This is a genomic window from Pseudomonas sp. ANT_J12 (assembly GCF_008370045.1).
Lineage (GTDB): Bacteria > Pseudomonadota > Gammaproteobacteria > Pseudomonadales > Pseudomonadaceae > Aquipseudomonas.
Window position 1 is genome coordinate 82,432 of the sequence record NZ_VOBN01000019.1, and the last position, 19,066, is coordinate 101,497.

The following is a 19,066-nucleotide window of genomic DNA, read 5'->3' on the forward strand; positions in this document are numbered from 1 at the left end:
GCCAGGCTATTTCTCCGGCAAATGGATCAAGTGCTTTAAATCTATATGAGAATTACTATAAATTACGCGACTCAAATTGCCACCATCGTGCTACTGCTCATTTGGCGGTCGCCGATCTGGCTCAAGGATAGAAACCGCCTGCGTGCGGCCGGGAGTCATGTTGGAAAACTACTATCGCGAGCTGGTGTGCTTTCTGAACGCCAAGCTGGGCAACCGTCAGGTGGCCGAAGATGTGGTGCATGACGCTTATCTGCGGGTACTGGAGCGTTCCAGCGACACGCCGATCGAGCAGCCCCGGGCCTTCCTTTATCGCACCGCGCTCAACCTGGTGATCGACGACCATCGGCGCAATGCCCTGCGGCAAGTCGAATCCCTGGAAGTGCTCGATACCGAAGAGCGCTACTTCACCCCGTCACCGCATACCAGCCTCGATCACGGGCAACGCCTGGCCATGCTCCAGCGCGCCCTGGCGGAATTGCCCAAGCTGTGCCGCGAGAGTTTTCTGCTGCGCAAGATCGATGGCCTGTCGCACCCCGAGATCGCCGAACACTTGGGGATTTCCCGGGCGCTGGTGGAAAAACACATCGTCAACGCCATGAAACATTGCCGGGTGCGTATCAAGCAATGGGACGCCCATTGATCCCCACCCATTAAATTTTTTTTCATTGTCCTCGTTCCTACTCAACAGACGATCTGCTGTCCCCCCAAGGCCGGTCAGGTCACCCAGGCTTTATCCCCGCTGCTCCGGGGTTCATCCAGAGGACACTGGAAATGACACAGGCAATTGCATCGCCCATCGTTCACGACCTGATCGGCATCGGTTTCGGCCCTTCGAACCTGGCCCTGGCCATCGCCCTGCAAGAGCGCGGGCCGAGCCAGGGTGAACTGGATGTACTGTTTCTCGACAAGCAGGCCACGTACAGCTGGCACGGCAACACGCTGTCGACCCAGAGCGAGTTGCAGATTTCCTTTCTCAAGGACCTGGTGACCCTGCGCAACCCGACCAGCCCGTACTCGTTCGTCAACTACCTCAAGCACCACGGGCGCCTGGTGGACTTCATCAACCTGGGCACCTTCTACCCGTGCCGCATGGAGTACAACGACTACCTGCGCTGGGTCGCCGGGCAGTTCACCGAGCAGAGCCGCTACGGCGAAGAAGTGCTGGCCATCGAGCCGGTGCTGCACAACCAGCACGTCGAAGCGCTGCGCGTGATCTCCCGCGATACCCAGGGCCAGCAACACGTGCGCACCACCCGTTCAGTGGTGGTCAGCGCTGGCGGAACCCCGCGTATTCCGGAGGCGTTCAAAGCGCTGAAGGATGATGGCCGCGTGTTCCACCACTCGCAGTACCTGGCGCAGATGGCCAAGCAGCCGTGCGTGGACAACCAACCGATGAGCATCGCGATCATCGGCGGCGGGCAGAGTGCGGCGGAAGCCTTTATCGACCTGAACGACAGCTTCCCGTCGGTGCAGGTGGACATGATCCTGCGCGGCTCGGCCTTGAAGCCGGCGGACGACAGCCCGTTCGTCAATGAAGTGTTCTCGCCGGAGTTCACCGACCTGGTGTTCCAGCAAGCCAGCAGTGAGCGCGAGCGCCTGGTCAACGAGTACCACAACACCAACTACTCGGTGGTGGACATCGACCTGATCGAACGCATCTACGGCATCTTCTATCGCCAGAAGGTTTCCGGGATTGCGCGCCATGCGTTCCGCACCCTGACCACGATTGAAAAAGCCACCGCCACCGAGCAAGGTATCGAGCTGGCGGTACGCAACAATGCCACGGGCGAAGTCACGGTTCGACATTACGACGCGGTGGTGCTGGCCACCGGTTACGAGCGGCAGATGCACCGCAAGCTGCTGGCGCCGCTGGAGGCGTACCTGGGCGACTTCGAAGTCGACCGCCATTACAAACTGATCACCGACGAGCGCTGCAAGGCCGGCATCTACATGCAGGGCTTCTGCCAGGCCAGCCACGGCTTGAGCGATACCTTGCTGTCGATCCTGCCGATTCGCGCCGATGAGATTGCCGGGTCGCTGTATGACCATGGCAAGTCCCGTGGGCATACTCGTTCGGTGATGGATTTGTTACTCGCGACTGCCAGCTAACCCTTCTCCCTGATTGTTCCCACGCTCCGCGTGGGAATGCAGCCCGGGACGCTCCGCGTCCCATTGGAACGCAGAGCGTCCCTGGAGGCATTCCCACGCGGAGCGTGGGAACGATCAAGCCCCCTCGCCACAGTTTTTTGATCATCCTGAACCCTTCCTGAAGAACCTGCCGATTCTCCCGGCACTCGCCCAAGCATCGTTTACTCTCCAGAAATCGGGGCGTAAGCTTCGCGCGTTTTCATCAATAGCGGAGACCCACAGTGGGTACTTGTTCGAGTGACAGTCGTCGGCCGGTTTCAGTGACCGGCATTTTCTCGGCAAGCTAACGCGCAATTTTTTTGTGCCGTTACCTTGCTGACAAGCGAGTAGCGGCATCCCGATCGCGGCCAGTGGCGGCGCGATACCCGAGGTCCCTCTCATCGACGCTGAACCGTGCGTGATGTTCGACTTGCCTGTCGTCATCGCGGCGACTCGACGCGCCTGCTCGACGGTTTCCCGGCTGACCCTGGGGGCAACTGCCATGAACCTGACCTTGCTCAAGGAATTCTTCGCCGGATTCCTGCGCACCCGCCACATCGCCCGGCACTTCCGTCGCCTGGCCTTGCTGGAAAGCATCAACGACACCACGGTCAGCCGTGAAGTACCGCCGACCCTGGCGCAGACGTTGGTGTCCGCCGCCAACAGCGACACCGGCCATCTGCTGGACAGCCTCGGCAGTCACAGCGATGGTTTGAGCGAACTCGAAGCCGACACCCTGCGCGAGCAATTCGGCCTCAACGAAGTCGAGCACGAACAGCCGCTGCCGTGGTGGGTGCACCTGTGGCACTGCTACAAAAACCCGTTCAACCTGCTGCTGACCTTGTTGGCGGCGGTGTCGTGGTTCACCGAAGACATCAAGGCCGCCGTGGTGATTTTCTCCATGGTGGTGCTCTCGACCTTGCTGCGGTTCTGGCAGGAAGCCAAGTCGAACCAGGCCGCCGACGCGCTCAAGGCCATGGTGAGCAACACTGCCACCGTGCTGCGCCAGGGCGCGCAGCGCATCGAGTTGCCGATCAAGCAATTGGTGCCCGGGGACCTGATCGTGCTTTCGGCCGGCGACATGATCCCCGCCGATTGCCGGGTACTCAGCGCCAAGGACCTGTTCGTCAGCCAGGCGGCGATGACCGGCGAATCCATGCCCGTGGAAAAATTCCCGCGCCAGCAGGACCGCGACACCGCCAACCCGCTGGACCTGGACAACATTCTGTTCATGGGCACCAACGTGGTCTCGGGTTCAGCCATTGCGGTGATCCTGACCACCGGCAACAGCACCTATTTCGGTGCCCTGGCCCAGCGGGTCAGCGCCACCGACCGGGCGCCGACTTCGTTCCAGAATGGCGTGAACAAGGTCAGTTGGCTGCTGATCCGCTTTATGTTCGTGATGGCGCCGCTGGTGTTGTTCATCAACGGCTTCACCAAGGGCGACTGGATGCAGGCGCTGCTGTTCGCGCTGTCGATTGCCGTGGGCCTGACCCCGGAAATGCTGCCGATGATCGTCACCTCGACGTTGGCCAAGGGCGCGGTGTTCCTGTCGCGCAAGAAAGTCATCGTCAAGCGCCTGGACGCGATCCAGAACTTCGGCGCCATGGACGTGCTGTGCACCGACAAGACCGGGACCCTGACCCAGGACAAAATCTTCCTCGCCCGGCATGTGGACGTCTGGGGCGAAGAGTCCGATGACGTACTGGAAATGGCCTACCTCAACAGCTACTACCAGACGGGCCTGAAAAACCTGCTGGACGTGGCGGTGTTGCAACACGTCGAAGTGCACCGGGAACTGGAAGTGGCCACGGCGTTTGCCAAGGTCGATGAGGTGCCGTTCGACTTCACCCGCCGACGCATGTCGGTGGTGGTGGCCGAGCATGATCAACAGCACCATTTGCTGGTGTGCAAAGGCGCGGTGGAAGAAATCCTCGCCGGTTGCACCCGGGTTCGCCACGGCGACAACGACGAACCGTTGACCGATGAGCTGCTGGCGCGGATCCGTGAAGTGACCGCGTCTTTCAACGAAGAAGGCTTGCGCGTGGTGGCCGTGGCGGCGCGGCACACGCCCAAGGATCAGGCGGTCTACAGCATCTCCGATGAACAACAGATGACCCTGATCGGCTACGTCGCCTTCCTCGATCCACCGAAGGAAAGCACCGCGCCGGCCCTGCGGGCGCTGGCCGAACATGGCATCGCGGTGAAAGTGCTGACCGGCGATAACGAACTGGTCACCGCCAAGATCTGCCGCGAAGTCGGCCTGGAGCAACAAGGCCTGTTGATGGGCAACGATGTCGAACGCATGAGCGACGCCGAACTGGCGCTGGCGGTGGAAACCACCAATGTCTTCGCCAAACTGACACCGTCGCACAAGGAACGCATTGTGCGTCTGCTCAAAGGCAACGGCCACGTGGTCGGCTTCATGGGCGACGGCATCAACGACGCCCCGGCGTTGCGCGCAGCGGACATCGGTATTTCGGTGGACAGCGCGGTGGACATCGCCAAGGAAGCGGCCGACATCATCCTCCTGGAAAAAAGCCTGATGGTGCTGGAGGAGGGCGTGCTGGAAGGACGACGGACCTTCGCCAACATGCTCAAGTACATCAAAATGACCGCCAGTTCGAACTTCGGCAACGTGTTCTCGGTGCTGGTGGCCAGTGCGTTTATCCCGTTCCTGCCCATGCTGCCGATGCACCTGCTGGTGCAAAACCTGCTGTATGACATTTCGCAGATTGCCATCCCGTTCGATAACGTCGATGCCGAGATGCTGAAGAAACCCCAACGCTGGCAACCGGCGGACGTCGGGCGCTTCATGCTGTTCTTCGGGCCGATCAGCTCGATCTTCGACATCACCACGTTTGCCTTGATGTGGTACGTGTTCGACGCCAACACCCCGGATCACCAGACGTTGTTCCAGTCCGGCTGGTTTGTGGTGGGGCTGCTGACCCAGACCCTGATCGTGCACATGATCCGCACACCGAAGATCCCGTTCCTGCAAAGCCGCGCGGCCATGCCGTTGATGATCATGACCGGGGTCATCATGGCCATCGGTATCTTCCTGCCGATGGGGCCGTTCGCGCACTACTTCAAACTGCAGGCGCTGCCGTCGCTGTACTTCGTGTTTTTGCCGGTGATTCTGCTGGCGTACATGGGCCTGACCCAGGCGGTGAAGGGCTTCTACATTCGCCGGTTTGGCTGGCAATAAAACGCTGTTGTGGCGAGGGAGCTTGCTCCCGTTCGGCGGCGAAGCCGTCGTCGAAGGGGGCCGCTTCGCAGCCCAGCGGGAGCAAGCTCCCTCGCCACAGGTGTTGCGCCAACGCCACATCGGTGTTGGACCTGCTGAAGACACATTTCAGAAGCGTCCTACATCGGTTTCAAGGTGTTTCGTCTAGCGTTAGGAAAACCCCGAACCAGTCGAAACCCATGTCGCTTCAACCCCTGCACATCCTGATCGCCGAACCCCAGCCACTTCTGCAACAACGCATGGCCAGACACCTCAACGAACTGGGCTATCGACGCATCACCCAGGTGACCTCCCTGCGCGAACTTCTGGACTTGACCCACTATTCCTACGAACCCTTCGAGGCATTCGACCTGCTGATCATCAACGGCGAGTTACTGAGCAGCGCCGGTGCCGATCCTCACCGGTTTTTCATGCGCAATGCCCAGGTCCGCCACGGTTTGATCCATGACGCACGTCGCGGCCAGGAAAAGCCCGAGCTGCTGTTTACCTCGTGCCGACGACAACTGAGCCTCATTCGTACGCCGGATCGGCAAACGCTCCAGGCTTTTATGCAAAGCCTTGAGTGGTGATCCAGTTCTACCGGCACTAGAAGGTTTATGGGACGTTTCCTACAGAGTTTCAGACGTTTCCTAATTAGCTTGCCCCGTGGTTCCTGGACAATCGTCGCACCCCAACCGACGAGTCGACGCCTTCCATGCCTAACCTGCCTCTGCGTGTCCTGGTGCTCGAAGATCACACCTTTCAGCGTTCCGTCGCCGTGAACATGTTGCGCACGCTGGGTTGCCACGAGGTATTCGAAGCCAGCGACGGCGCCGAAGCGCTGGAGGTCCTGGACGCGGTCGGCGCGGTGGATATCGCCCTGTGCGACTTGCAGATGGAAGGCATGGACGGCCTGGCCTTTTTGCAGCGGGTCGGCGCTTCGGGGCAGGTGAAGTCGATCATCATCAGCAGTGTGTTGTCGGCGGATTTGCGTCGGGCGGTGCATCAGATGGTGTCGCTGTCGGGCCTGGCGCTGCTCGGCGATGTCGGCAAACCGTTGCATGGTGAGGTGCTGGCGCAATTGTTGAACAATTACCTCAACAGCCCGGTTGCCAAGCCTTGGTCGATGCAAATCCCGGAGCTGGCCACCGAGCAGGAAGTGCGTGGGGCGCTGGCCGCCCGGCAATTGCAGGCCTGGTATCAACCCAAGTTCAACCTGCAAACCGGTGGCGTGTGTGGGGTCGAGGTGCTATGTCGCTGGTTGCATCCGCTCAAGGGTGTGTTGTCGCCTGCGGTGTTCATGCCGGTGCTGGAGCGATGCGGGTTGATGGATGAGTTGCTGTTTGCCCAACTGGATCAGGCGTTGAGCCTGCAACAACAGGCCAGGCAACATGGCTTCACGCTGAACATGGCGTTCAACCTGCAAACCTCGCAACTGGCCAATAGCGAGCTGACGTTCACCATCAAGGACATCCTGGCCCGGCACGCCACAGTGGGCGCGAGCCTGACGTTTGAACTCACCGAAAGCGGTCTGCTGGAGGCCCCGGCCACCAGCCTCGAAAGCCTGGTGCGTTTGCGGATGATGGGCTGTCGGTTGTCCATCGACGATTTCGGTGCCGGGTTTTCCTCGCTGCAACGCCTGTGTCAGTTGCCGTTCAACGAGATCAAGCTCGATGCCGAATTTGTCCGCACCCTGGAACACGAACCTCGTTGCCGCGCCGTGATCAGCAGCACCCTGGCGTTAGGTGAGGCGTTGGGGATGTCGGTGGTCATCGAAGGCATCGAAACCGAGGCGCAACGCCAGCAATTGTTGGCGCTGGGTTGCACCCAAGGGCAGGGCTACTGGTACGCGCGACCCATGAGCAGTGAGGATTTGCTGCAATGGTTGCCTTTGCGTGGGGCGGTGAGAAGTGATTTTTAGGAAAGGTCCTACAGAAAATTCAACAGGTGTTCCGTAGCCTTGCGCGACATGAATCTCTCACTCTCCCGAGGCAATGATGCCGAATAAAGCCTTACGAATACTGATCGCCGACGAGCAGCATTTCCATCGGATGAAAGTCGAGCGGCTGTTCAATCAACTCGATTACTTCCGTGTTGCACCCGCGCAAAATCTCGAAGAACTGCTGACCCTGGTGGAGTACGGTTGCGAGCCGTTCGATCTGGTGGTGGTCAATGCCGCCATGGCGCACGGGGCGCTGGACTGGTTGGGATTCTTTCTGAACAACCCGCAAGTTCATTACGCCTTGATCTATGACGGTGAGCGGGCCCAATTGCCGCCGATTCCGGGATGTGCGCAACAAAAGGTTCAGGTCAGCCATGGGGTACTGCCCGATCTGGGCACCCTGGTGCAGTTGATGACGGTGGTCGATCCGCCGATGCCGGCTGAAGACCAACCCTGGTTGACCCGCTTGTACAAGCAACAGCAGGGTTGACCGTTCGTCGGAACTGTCAGATCTGACAGGTGGTTTTGCCTGATCTCCCATGCAAAAGTCATTGCGCAGCCGTTGCGTCTACACCGGGCTAATCCCGGTGGTATTCGGTGTGCAGTCGTCATGTCTTTGCACAAGGAGTTGCCATGAAGTCAGCGTTGATTGTGGACGATCATCCGGTGGTACGGGCCGCAGTCAAAATTGTCCTTGAGCAGAAGGGCTTCAGACGCATTTTTGAGGCGTCGAACGGTAGCGAGGTGATGTCGCTGTTGCGCGAGCATTCGCCGGAGCTGTTGGTGCTCGATCTGGTCATGCCGTCCCTCGACGGGCTTGATGTGCTGGAGCGAATCAGGGCCAGTGATCAGTCGTGCCGGGTGCTGGTTTTCTCGTCCCTGGACCCGCAGCATTTTCAAGAGCGTTGCATGCGTGCCGGGGCCCTGGCCTATGTCTCCAAAACCAACGACTTGAGGCATTTGCACGAAGCGGTGCACGCGCTCATGGCCGGCTACACCTATTTCACCCAGTTGCCAGCGGTATCGCGGGACAGTCTGCAAAGTACCGAAAAACAACTGATCGACTTACTCTCCAATCGCGAACTGACCATCTGCCAGCACCTGGCTCGCGGCATGAGCAACAAGGATATCGCCAGGGTCATGCACCTGAGCCACAAGACCGTCAGCACCTACAAGACGCGCCTGACTGAAAAACTCAGAGTGCCTTCGTCGGTGTACTTGCGTGAATTTGCCAAACGCAACCATCTGATCTGAACGAGCCAGACCATGCGTGCCTGTCTTTTGCTGCTGATGCTGTTGACCATGACGCATGCAGCGGCCGAGCCGGTCAGCCAGCATCTGCTCGGACGCTCCACCGTGGACGGCTTCGATGTGCGCCTCGATGACAAAGACTGGGAATGGCTGCGCAACAAGCGGGTCTTGCGTCTCGGTGTAACGGGCCCGGACTACCCGCCGTTCGAGGTGACGCGCAATCACGATGAACTGGAAGGCATCACCGCCGACTACGCCGATCTGCTGGCCCAACTGCTGCACGTCAAGATCGAGGTCCGGCGTTACGCCACGCGCGACGCCGCCATGCAGGCACTCAAGGTCGATGAGCTGGATCTGCTCGGGACGTCGAACAACTTCGAGGCGGCCGATCCCGAACTGATGAGTTCGCGGGCCTATGCCGAAGATCAACCCATGCTGGTCACCCGGCTGGACGAGCAAATGCCCGAGGACCTCGCCGGCAAGCGCATCGCCATGGTCGATGACTATCTGCCCGCCGCAAGCATCACTGCGTTCTATCCCGAGGCGAGTCTGCACCTTTATCCCTCGACGCTTGAAGCCATCGGCGCCGTAGCGTTCGGCCAGGATGACGTCTACCTGGGCGACTTCATCAGCGCCAATTACCTGATCAACAATAACTACCTGAACAACGTTCACCTGGCGGGGCCCTCCGGGCTGGACGCCAATCCGTTTGGCTTTGCCCTGGCCCGCAGCAATGCGCGGCTGACGAGGATTGTCGATCAGGCACTGGCCGCGATTCCCATGGACCGGCGCGATGCCATCGAGCGGCGCTGGAGTGCGGACCGGGCCAACATTTCCGGCCAGCAACGTGTTCGATTGAGCCCCAGCGAACAACACTGGCTGGCTCTGCACCCGACGTTGACCGTGGGCGTTGTCGAAGACTTTGCGCCACTGACATTTTTCGATGCCCAGGGGCGCTTCAGCGGCTTGACCGCGCAATTACTCACCTTGATCAGCCAGCGCAGCGGCTTGACCTTCAAGGTCCTGCGCAGCCGTTCACTGGATCAGCAGGTCCAGCAACTCAAGGCCGGGGAGATTGATCTGTTGCCGGCGATTATTCCCAGCCGCGAATGGGAAGGCGAGTTGCGCTTCACCCGCGCGTACCTGAGCAACCCGTTCGTGCTGGTCAGCAGCGCGACCCCGGGCAGCCCGAAAACCCTGGATGATCTGGCCGGAAAACGCCTGGCGATCTACCACAGTCATCCGTTGCGCGAGTACATTCGGGCGCGCGCGCCGGACATTCGCCTGGTGGAGGTGCAAGGCCCGGCCCAGGGCCTGGAGTCGGTGATCAAAGGGCAGGCTGATGCGGCCCTCAGTTCACTGATCCTGACCCGTTACCTGATTGCCCGGCATTACCGCGAGCGCTTGCGGATCAACAGTACCGTGGGCGACGAACCGGCGCGCATCACCCTGGCCACCGAACGCGGTGCGCTTGAGCTGCACTCGATTCTGAACAAGGCCTTGCTGAGCATTCCGCCCCAGGAACTGGACGAACTGGTGGCGCGCTGGAGCAACAACGAGGTGGTGGACGACAGTTATTGGCTGCGTCATCGCCGCGCCATTTTTCAAGGTTTTGCCGCTGTCGGCGCCTTGCTGTTACTGGCGTTAGGCTGGATCGCCTGGCAGCGCCGACAGATTCGCCAACGCCAACAATGGTTGCAGCAGTTGCAGGACGCCAAGGATGCCGCCGACGACGCCAACCGGGCAAAAACCACGTTTCTGGCGACCATGAGCCATGAAATCCGCACGCCGATGAACGCCCTGATCGGCATGCTCGAACTGGCCCTCAAACGCTCCGAAGAGGGCATCACCGACCGTTTCGCCATTGAGGTGGCGTCCGGTTCCGCGCAGCAGTTGCTGGCGTTGATCGGCGACATTCTGGACATCGCCCGCATCGAGTCCGGGCATTTGTCGCTGACGCCGGAACGGGCCAATCTGCACGAATTGACGGCATCGGTGTGCCGGGTTTTCGAAGGGCTGGCGCGGCAGAAAGGGCTGGATTGGCGGGTCGAACTGGACGAGCACAGTGACTGCGATGTGTTGATCGACCCCCTGCGTTTCAAGCAAGTGCTGTCCAATCTGTTGAGCAATGCCATCAAGTTCACTGAAGAAGGTCAGGTAAGCCTGACCTTGCGCGCCGAGCCCGGGATCTCCGGCCATCGGTTGGTGAGCGTGGTGATTGAAGACAGTGGCATCGGCATCAGCGCCGCCGACCAGCAGCGGCTGTTCAGCCCGTTCGTCCAGGCGGGCAAGACGCCGCAATCCGGCCGCAGCGGTTCAGGGCTGGGCTTGGTGATCAGCCGTTCCTTGTGCGAAATGATGGGCGGGCGATTGCAGCTTCACAGCACGCTGGGTGGGGGCACGCAGGTTGAGGTCAGTCTGGATGTGCCAGTCCTTCAACCCTTGGTTGGCGACGTTGTGCCGCCCAATGGATTGTTACTGCCGACCCGGCAGTTAACGATTCTGGTGGTCGATGATTACCCGGCCAATCGGCTGTTGCTGTCGCGACAACTGAGTTATCTGGGGCACCGGGTGCTGGAGGCCGAGGACGGCGAACAGGGGCTGGGGCAATGGCGCCGCCAGCCGCTCGATGTGCTCATCACCGACTGCAACATGCCGGTGCTCAGTGGGTATGAACTGGCGATGGCGATTCGTGATGAAGAACGCGCCCAAGGCTTGCCCGCCACGCTGATCCTGGGCTTTACCGCCAATGCCCAGCCCGAGGAAAAGCGCCGTTGCCTTGAGGCCGGCATGGATGATTGCCTGTTCAAACCGATTCGTCTGGGGGATCTGAGCGCGTGGCTGGCGGCCAGGTTTCCAGGCGAATTGAACGCTGCGGATATTCCGTCACCACCGGCATCAGAGATTGACTTGAGTGGCCTTGAGCAATACGTCGGCAGCGACCGCACCTTGATCAATCGCCTGGTGCACGATCTGGCGGTGACCAATCGTGAGGATCGTCAACACCTGCTTCAGGCGCACGCGGCGGGCAATCGCCAGGACCTCCAGGACCTGGCGCACCGCATCAAGGGCGGTGCGCGCATGGTCCGGGCGATCCGGCTGGTCGAGTGTTGCGAGCAACTGGAAATGGCTTGCGCCGAAGGCCGTGCGGTGTTGATCGACGAGGCCGTCGAACGCTTGCAGCAGAGCATGGCGCGCCTCGACCAGAGTCTTGGCTAGCGCACGATCAATCCCACTGCGGCGCGATGCCTTTAGGGCTGGTCAAGCGCTGACCGCGATCCAGACCGGCGATCAGCGCCATGTCGGCGTCGCTCAAGGTCAAGGCGCAGGCCTGCAGGTTGCTTTCCAGGTTGGCGCGTTTGGTGGAGGAGGGGATCACCGCGTAACCCAACTGCATGGCCCAGGCCAGGGTGACGTGTGCCGGGGTCGCTTGCAGGCGCTCGGCGATCTGCTGGATCACCGGGTCCTTCAACACTTCGCCGTAGGCCAGGGTCATGTAAGAGGTGATCTGGATGCCTTGGCTCTGGGCGAATTCGACGACCTTGCGGTTTTGCAGGTACGGGTGCAGCTCGATCTGGTTGGTGGCGATGTTCTCGGCGCCGACCGCGGCGATCGCCTGTTTCATCAGGTCGACGGTGAAGTTGGACACGCCGATCTGGCGGGTCAGGCCTATGTTTTTGGCTTCAAGCAGTGCGCCCATGAATTCTTCGACGGGCACCTGGTCTTCCGGGGACGGCCAGTGGATCAGCGTCAGGTCCAGGTAGTCGGTCTGCAGGTTGCGCAGGCTCTGTTTGAGGCTGTCGATCAAGCGGTCCTTGGCGAAGTTGGCGACCCAGATCTTGCTGGTGATGAACAACTCTTGACGCGGGACACCGCTGGCGGCGATGGCCTGGCCGACTTCGGCTTCGTTCTCGTAGATTTGCGCGGTGTCGATGACCCGGTAGCCCAGTTCAAGACCGGTGCTCACCGAATCGATGACCACCTGGCCTTGCAGGCGAAACGTACCAAGACCGAATGCGGGAATAGACATCAATGACTCCAGGGTTGCAGTGGGAATGGCCACCAGTATCCGCGCCGATGCCCTCGAGAAAAACCGCAGGTAGGTCAAGTCAATGTTGACGGGAAGTCATGAATGGGTGGCTGGTCGATGAAATTGTGGGTGTTTGGTCTGGCCTGTTCGCGGGCAAGCCTCGCTCCTACAGGTTTGAGATTTTCCGCGAAATATCGGCACGACACACATCCTGTAGGAGCAAGGCTTGCCCGCGATAGCCGTAACGCGGTTTCGGAGCCTTACCCCCGCGCCTCAAGAATCATGCAAGTCGTCGACCCGGTCGCCTACAACCGCCCATCCACGTCATAAATCCGCCCCTCGGCCAGCGCCGTAGAACGTCCCGGATGCACAATCTTACCCTCGGCCCGCCCCGGTCTGCTGGCGCCGGTCAACGCGCGGACATAACTGATGCGCAAATCCAGCCTCGTGTAGCCCTGGCCTTTCTTCAATGGCGTGCATTGTCCTACTGGTGGAACGCTGAGGCTGGTTGTTGCCCTCTAGTGCTGAATTGAGCGCAGATTTAAGCTGGGTTCATGTTTCACCCACCTTTTTCGGAGGCACGATGAAAAACATCATCGGTATCTACACCAGTCCACGGGCCCATTGGGTCGGCGACGGTTTTCCGGTTCGCACGCTGTTTTCCTACGACACCCTGGGCAAACACATCAGCCCGTTCCTGCTGCTCGATCACGCCGGCCCCGCCGAATTCACCCCGACCACTGAGCGCCGTGGTGTGGGCCAGCATCCGCACCGCGGTTTTGAAACCGTGACCATCGTCTACGACGGCGAAGTGCAACACCGGGACTCCACCGGCAGTGGCGGCACCATCGGCCCTGGCGACGTGCAATGGATGACGGCGGCCTCGGGGATTCTTCATGAAGAATTCCACTCGGAAAACTTCGCCAAAACGGGCGGCAAACTGGAAATGGTGCAACTGTGGGTCAACCTGCCGGCCAAGGACAAAATGGCCGACGCCGGTTACCAGACGATCCTCGACCGCGACATCCCGAGCATCCCGCTGCCGGACAACGCGGGCAGCCTGCGCCTGATTGCCGGTGAGTTCGACGGCCACACTGGCCCATCCCGCACCTTTACGCCCATCGACGTCTGGGATATTCGCCTGAACGCCGGCAAGTTTCTGACCCTTGATCTGCACGAAGGTCGCAACACCGCGCTGGTGGTGCTGCGCGGCACGGTGCAGGTCAATGGCCTGGAACTGGCGCGGGAAGGGCAGTTGGCGCTGTTCGAGCGCGACGGTGCTCAGCTCACCCTCGAAGCCAATGGCGACGCGGTGGTGTTGCTGCTGAGCGGCGAACCGATCGATGAACCCATCGTCGGTCACGGGCCGTTCGTGATGAACACCGAGCAGGAAATCCACCAGGCCTTTGCCGACTTCCAGTCGGGGCGGTTTGGGCGGATGCAAGGGTAACCACCCAACGAGCTGCCGAAGGCTGCGATCTTTGATCCGGCCTTTGGTTTCGGCTATCTCAAAAAGATCAGGATCAAAAGATCGCAGGCTTCGCCAGCTCCTACAATGTGTGAGATCTTCGCGCTATTGGCCCTCGCTGGAGTTGCTTGATGCTGTCACTGCTCACCAATCACCCACTGCTCGTCGCCGTAGCCTTGATCCTCATCGATCTGGGGCTGTGGCGCTTGATCAGCACCAATGGCAGCAACTGGAAACTGGTCGTACGGCTGGTGATTTTCGGCTTGTTCAGCGTCCTGCTGTTCAACGAAGGCCTGAACCCGATGGAGCCGGCGCCCTGGGCCGACAACGTGCCGCTGCACCTGGCGGCCACCGGTTTGCAGATCGGCTGGTGGCTATTCGGTGCGCGGACCCTGACGGTGCTGATCGGCGCGGTGATGATGCAACGGGTCGGGCACACCGGGCGTTTGCTCCAGGATTTGCTGGGCGCGGTGATTTTCCTGATCGCCATCATCGCGGCCATGGCCTACGTGCTCGACCTGCCGGTCAAGGGCGTGCTCGCCACGTCCGGCGCGGTGGCGATCATCGTCGGCCTGGCGCTGCAAAGCACCCTCAGCGACGTGTTCTCCGGCATCGTTTTGAACACCACCAAGCCTTATCAAATCGATGACTGGATTTCCATCGACGGCACCGAGGGCCGGGTCACCGACATCGACTGGCGCGCCACGCGCATGCAAACCGCCCAAGGCAGCCTGGCCGTGATCCCCAACTCCCTGGCGGCCAAGGCCAAGATCATCAATTTCAGTCGGCCGAGCGACATATTCGGCGTGTCCATCAGCCTGCAACTGAGCCCGCACGCGCGGCCCAACACCGTGGTCGAAGCCCTTGAACGGGCGATGCAGGGTTGCCGCCTGCTGCTGGATCACCCGGCGCCGAGTGTTGCGCTAAAAAGCTCCAGCAGCACCGGCGTGGAATACGAAATCAGTGGGTTTGTGGTCTCGATGGACCAGAAGCGCGCGGTGCGCAATCTGTTGTTTGACCTGGCGTACCGGCACTTGCAGGCCTCCGGCATCAATATGCTGTCGAGCGTGGAACCCCTGGCGCCGAACAGTTTCTCCCGACCACGGGCGCTGTTGGAAAGCTCGGCGATTTTCTCGACCCTGCGCCAGGAAGAGAAAGAGACCTTCAGCCAGAACATGACCCTGCAAACCTTCCGTGCCGGCGAGACGATTCTGGCGGCGGGGGAGGTCAGCGATCATTTGTTCATCATTGAATCCGGGGTTATTTCGGTGACCCTGACCCGTCACGGCACCCCGTTCGAATCCGGACGCATGGGCCCTGGCGAGGTGATTGGCGAGGCCGGCATCCTGTCCGATACCTCGGTACCCGCCGCGTTTACCGCCAAGACCTTTTGCGCCCTGTACCGCATCGAAAAGGCCTACCTCAAACCGTGCCTGGACGCTCGTCACGACATCAACGATGCCATGAAAGCCTTGCTGGATTTCCGCTTGCACAAGGCGCGGACCTTGACCCAGGACGAACCGGTGGTGGTGCCGAAGAAGGGGTTTTTGCAGTGGTTGCGTCATCGCGCGTGAGTGGGATTTGCGGTGGATGGCCGCTGCGCGGTTCGCGGGCAAGCCTCGCTCCTACGGGGTTTGAGGTTTGCCGCGACATGTTTGGATGACACAAATCCTGTAGGAACGTTGTCCGATGTCTTTTTGGGTGGCCTCGCAATGGCCTCCTCGTCTTCTCGAATATTGGCTATTTGTCGAAACCACGGGCGGGATTAACTTAACGCCACACCCCCTTGTGACGGAGCCCTGCCATGAAACCTCGTATCGATTTCTACACCGCTTCCCCGGACGCCCTCAAAGCCATGATCGCCCTGGAAACCGCGGTGTCGAAACTGCCACTGGAAAAGAACCTGATTGAACTGGTCAAGCTGCGCACCTCGCAAATCAACGGCTGCGCCTTCTGCCTCGACATGCACAGCGCCGATGCCCGCAAGGGCGGCGAAGACGAGCGTCGTCTGGCCACCTTGTCGGCCTGGCGCGAAACGCCGTTCTTCACCCCGCGTGAACGTGCGGCGATGGCCTGGACTGAATCCCTGACCCTGATCAGCCAGACCCACGCTTCGGACGAAGACTACGAACTGGCCACCTCCGAGTTCAGCCCCAAGGAAATGGTCGACCTGACCGTGGCCATTACCACCATCAACGCCTGGAACCGCCTGGCGATTGGTTTCCGCAAAATGCCACAAGCCTGATCAATGCGCGTCTGCTGACGGCGCGGCCGGTGGTTGCACCTTGCGCATCAAGGGCACCATCAGCGTCGCGATAATGAAGCAGACCATGATCATCAAAAACGCGTCGCCATAGGTTTGGGTCTGGGCTTCGCGGTAGGTCAGCAACCACAGCTGATGCAGGCTGGCGGTGACACCCGCGTCACCGCTTTGGCCGAGGGCGGCGAAGTTGTTGCCAACCTGGGACAGCCACTGGTTGAGCGCTTCGTTGGTGCTGTTCAAATGCTCCGCCAGGCGCGTGAAGTGCAGGTTGGTGCGGTCGTTGAGGATGGTGGCGCACGCTGCGATGCCAATCGCGCCGCCCAGGTTGCGCATCAGGTTGAACAACCCCGACGCATGTTTGAGCCGCGACGGCGCCAGGCCGCCCAAGGTCAGGGTCACCGCCGGTGGCACCGCCAGTTGCTGGGCAATCCCGCGCAGCGCTTGCGGCAGCATCAATTCCTTGGCCCCCCAGTCATGGGTGATCGGGCTGAAATCCCACATCGACAACGCGAACAACCCCAGGCCGGTCATCATGATCCAGCGCAGGTCGATGCGATTGGCCATAAAGGCGTACAGCGGAATCGCCATGATCTGGAACACCCCGGTGGAGAAAACCGCCAGGCCAATGTCCAGCGCGCTGTAGCCACGCACCCGACCGAGAAACAGCGGCGTCAGGTAAATCGTGGCGAACAGGCCGATCCCGGTGACGAACGAAAAGAAGCAACCGAGGGCGAAGTTGCGGTCCTTCAGAGCGCGCAGATCGACGATCGGATTGGCCACGTACAACGTGCGGCTGATGAAGGCCAGGCCGGCGAGGCCGCTGATCCACGCAGTGATCAAAATGGTGCTGTCGCTGAACCAGTTCCAGCGTGGGCCTTCTTCGAGGGTGTATTCCAGGCAGCCGAGAAACAGCGCCATGAACACCATGCTGAGGTAGTCGGCGCCCTTGAGCAGCGACAATTCCGGCTGGTCGATCTTGACCAGCATCGGCACCGCCACCGCGACGAAAATCCCCGGTACCAGGTTGATGTAGAACAGCCAGTGCCAGGACGAAATGTCGGTGATCCAGCCACCGATTACCGGGCCCAAGGTCGGTGCCAGCGAAGCCACCGCACCGATGGTCGCGGCGGCGATCACCCGTTGTTTGCCGGTGAAGAAAAAGAACGCGGTGGTGAACACCAACGGGATCATCGAGCCGCCGAGAAACCCCTGCAGGGCACGGAACGCGATCATGCTCTGGATGTTCCAGGCCACGCCGCAGAGCAGGCTGGCCAGGGTGAAGCCCACCGCCGAGGCGCAGAACAGCCAACGGGTCGAGAACACCCGGGACAACCAGCCCGACAGCGGAATCACGATGATTTCAGCGATCAGGTAACTGGTCTGCACCCACGCGGTTTCGTCGGTGCCCGCCGAGAGTCCGCCGCCGATGTCACGCAACGAGGCGGAGACAATCTGGATGTCGAGCAGCGCAATGAACATGCCGATGCACATGCTGGCGAAGGCGAAGACCTTGGTCGCCGTCGCCATGTTGGCAACATTGAACGGCCGCGCGGGAGCGGCGACGGTGCTCATGGTGCGCTGGCCACGGCGGGGGTTTTATCGTCGGCGCGGGTGTCCACTTCAGCGGTCACCGACAGCCCCGGGCGCAAATGGCCGAGCACGCCATCCGCCGGATCGAGGACGATGCGCACCGGTACCCGCTGCACGATTTTGGTGAAGTTGCCGGTGGCGTTTTCCGGCGGCAAGACGCTGAACTGCGCGCCACTGGCCGGGGCGAGGCTGTCCAGGTGGCCATGGAATACCTGGCCTGAAAGCACGTCGGCCCGGATGATCACCCGTTGGCCGGAGGTCATCCGCGCCAGTTGATCTTCCTTGAAATTGGCATCGACCCACAGCCCACTGGACGGCACCACCGACAGCAATTGCGAACCGGCCTGGGCATAAGCGCCCACCCGCGCCCGACGATTACCGACCACGCCGTCCACCGGTGCCTTGAGTTCGGTGTAGCCGACGTTCAACTGCGCCAGATCCCGTTCAGCCTTGGCTTGCATCAGTGCGGCGCGGGCTTGCTGTTTCTGGGTTTCGATCACGTCCAGCTGACGTTGACTGGCCAGCCATTCCGCCTGGGCCCGGGCGCTGATCGCCTGGGCCGTCTTGAAGGTCGCATTGGCGCGTTGCGCGCTTTCCACCGAGACCGCATTGCTGCCCACCAGTTTTTTGTAGCGCGCATCGTCATCCCGGGATCGGGCGGTCTCGGCGCCAGCGGCATCGATCCCGGCGCGGGCCTGGCCGATCACCGCGTGTTGCAATTGTTCGGTGGCGTTGAGGTTGGCGAGCAGGGCTTCTTCGGCGGCGACTGCACCCTCGGCCTTGGCCAGGTTGGCGCGGTAGTCGCGCGAGTCCAGGCGCACCAGCACGTCGCCGGCCTTGACCTTCTGGTTGTCGGTGACCAGCACCTCTTCGATATAACCCGCGACTTTTGGCCCGATCACCGTCACGTCGCCGCCAATGTAGGCATCGTCGGTTTCTTCAAGGAAACGCCCGGCGCTCCACCAGTGGGCGCCGTACAGCCCAAGACCGACCAGCGCCGCGATGGCCACGGTCAGCAGCATCAAACGCTTGAGCACGGGTGGCTTGGTGTTCACCGGGACAGCCAGGTCGGGTTCAACGGTGGGCATGCTGGTCATGGGGGATACCTGTGGGAATCGGGTGTTTATTACGAATGTAATATGACGCAGGTAATATATTGTGGCAATTTA

14 protein-coding genes and 1 pseudogene are annotated in these 19,066 nt (G+C 60.8%); 11 read left to right on the forward strand and 4 right to left on the reverse strand.

The window, feature by feature from the left end; genetic code table 11:
• The first annotated feature begins 157 nt into the window (after positions 1 to 157).
• The 8 genes from FQ192_RS27325 to FQ192_RS27360 all read left to right on the forward strand — a co-directional run bounded on the left by FQ192_RS27325 (position 158) and on the right by FQ192_RS27360 (position 11,765).
• Positions 158 to 640: a sigma-70 family RNA polymerase sigma factor gene (locus FQ192_RS27325; protein ID WP_149661304.1), complete on the forward strand. Its 483-nt coding sequence runs from the start codon at positions 158 to 160 to the stop codon at positions 638 to 640.
• 131 nt (positions 641 to 771) lie between these two features.
• Positions 772 to 2,109, forward strand: coding sequence for a lysine N(6)-hydroxylase/L-ornithine N(5)-oxygenase family protein (locus tag FQ192_RS27330; RefSeq protein ID WP_149661305.1), 1,338 nt, complete (start codon positions 772 to 774; stop codon positions 2,107 to 2,109).
• Between the two features lie 520 nt (positions 2,110 to 2,629).
• Entirely contained in the window at positions 2,630 to 5,335 is a 2,706-nt protein-coding gene (gene mgtA / locus FQ192_RS27335; RefSeq protein WP_149661306.1) for a magnesium-translocating P-type ATPase, read from the forward strand.
• Between the two features lie 218 nt (positions 5,336 to 5,553).
• A complete protein-coding gene (locus FQ192_RS27340; protein WP_149661307.1) occupies positions 5,554 to 5,943 on the forward strand; it encodes a hypothetical protein in 390 nt (129 codons plus the stop codon).
• Between the two features lie 125 nt (positions 5,944 to 6,068).
• Positions 6,069 to 7,274: an EAL domain-containing protein gene (locus FQ192_RS27345; protein WP_149661308.1), complete on the forward strand. Its 1,206-nt coding sequence runs from the start codon at positions 6,069 to 6,071 to the stop codon at positions 7,272 to 7,274.
• Positions 7,275 to 7,350: 76 nt separating this feature from the next.
• Entirely contained in the window at positions 7,351 to 7,785 is a 435-nt protein-coding gene (locus FQ192_RS27350; protein WP_149661309.1) for a response regulator, read from the forward strand.
• Between the two features lie 143 nt (positions 7,786 to 7,928).
• Entirely contained in the window at positions 7,929 to 8,549 is a 621-nt protein-coding gene (locus FQ192_RS27355) for a response regulator transcription factor (protein WP_149661310.1), read from the forward strand.
• A gap of 12 nt (positions 8,550 to 8,561) precedes the next feature.
• On the forward strand, positions 8,562 to 11,765 hold the full coding sequence (locus tag FQ192_RS27360) for an ATP-binding protein (protein WP_149661311.1): 3,204 nt from the start codon (positions 8,562 to 8,564) through the stop codon (positions 11,763 to 11,765).
• 7 nt (positions 11,766 to 11,772) lie between these two features.
• Here FQ192_RS27360 and dkgB read toward each other — a convergent pair whose 3' ends face one another.
• Positions 11,773 to 12,576 (reverse strand): 2,5-didehydrogluconate reductase DkgB, encoded by an 804-nt coding sequence (gene dkgB / locus FQ192_RS27365; protein ID WP_149661312.1) that lies wholly within the window; start codon positions 12,574 to 12,576, stop codon positions 11,773 to 11,775.
• Positions 12,577 to 12,881: 305 nt separating this feature from the next.
• A pseudogene (locus tag FQ192_RS34655) lies at positions 12,882 to 13,052 on the reverse strand (PaaI family thioesterase); the annotation flags it as partial.
• A gap of 107 nt (positions 13,053 to 13,159) precedes the next feature.
• Between FQ192_RS34655 and FQ192_RS27375 the strand changes: the two are divergent.
• The 3 genes from FQ192_RS27375 to FQ192_RS27385 all read left to right on the forward strand — a co-directional run bounded on the left by FQ192_RS27375 (position 13,160) and on the right by FQ192_RS27385 (position 16,289).
• Positions 13,160 to 14,026, forward strand: coding sequence for a pirin family protein (locus tag FQ192_RS27375; protein WP_149661313.1), 867 nt, complete (start codon positions 13,160 to 13,162; stop codon positions 14,024 to 14,026).
• Positions 14,027 to 14,175: 149 nt separating this feature from the next.
• Positions 14,176 to 15,618, forward strand: coding sequence for a mechanosensitive ion channel family protein (locus FQ192_RS27380; protein WP_149661314.1), 1,443 nt, complete (start codon positions 14,176 to 14,178; stop codon positions 15,616 to 15,618).
• Positions 15,619 to 15,848: 230 nt separating this feature from the next.
• A complete protein-coding gene (locus tag FQ192_RS27385) occupies positions 15,849 to 16,289 on the forward strand; it encodes a carboxymuconolactone decarboxylase family protein (RefSeq protein ID WP_149661315.1) in 441 nt (146 codons plus the stop codon).
• Here FQ192_RS27385 and FQ192_RS27390 read toward each other — a convergent pair whose 3' ends face one another.
• Positions 16,290 to 17,879: a DHA2 family efflux MFS transporter permease subunit gene (locus FQ192_RS27390; RefSeq protein WP_149661316.1), complete on the reverse strand. Its 1,590-nt coding sequence runs from the start codon at positions 17,877 to 17,879 to the stop codon at positions 16,290 to 16,292. It lies immediately after the preceding gene.
• The gene (locus FQ192_RS27395; RefSeq protein ID WP_149661317.1) at positions 17,876 to 18,994 is read right to left on the reverse strand and encodes an HlyD family secretion protein; all 1,119 of its coding nucleotides are present in this window, start codon (positions 18,992 to 18,994) and stop codon (positions 17,876 to 17,878) included. Before FQ192_RS27395 ends, FQ192_RS27390 begins: the two co-directional genes overlap by 4 nt.
• Positions 18,995 to 19,066: the final 72 nt, after the last annotated feature.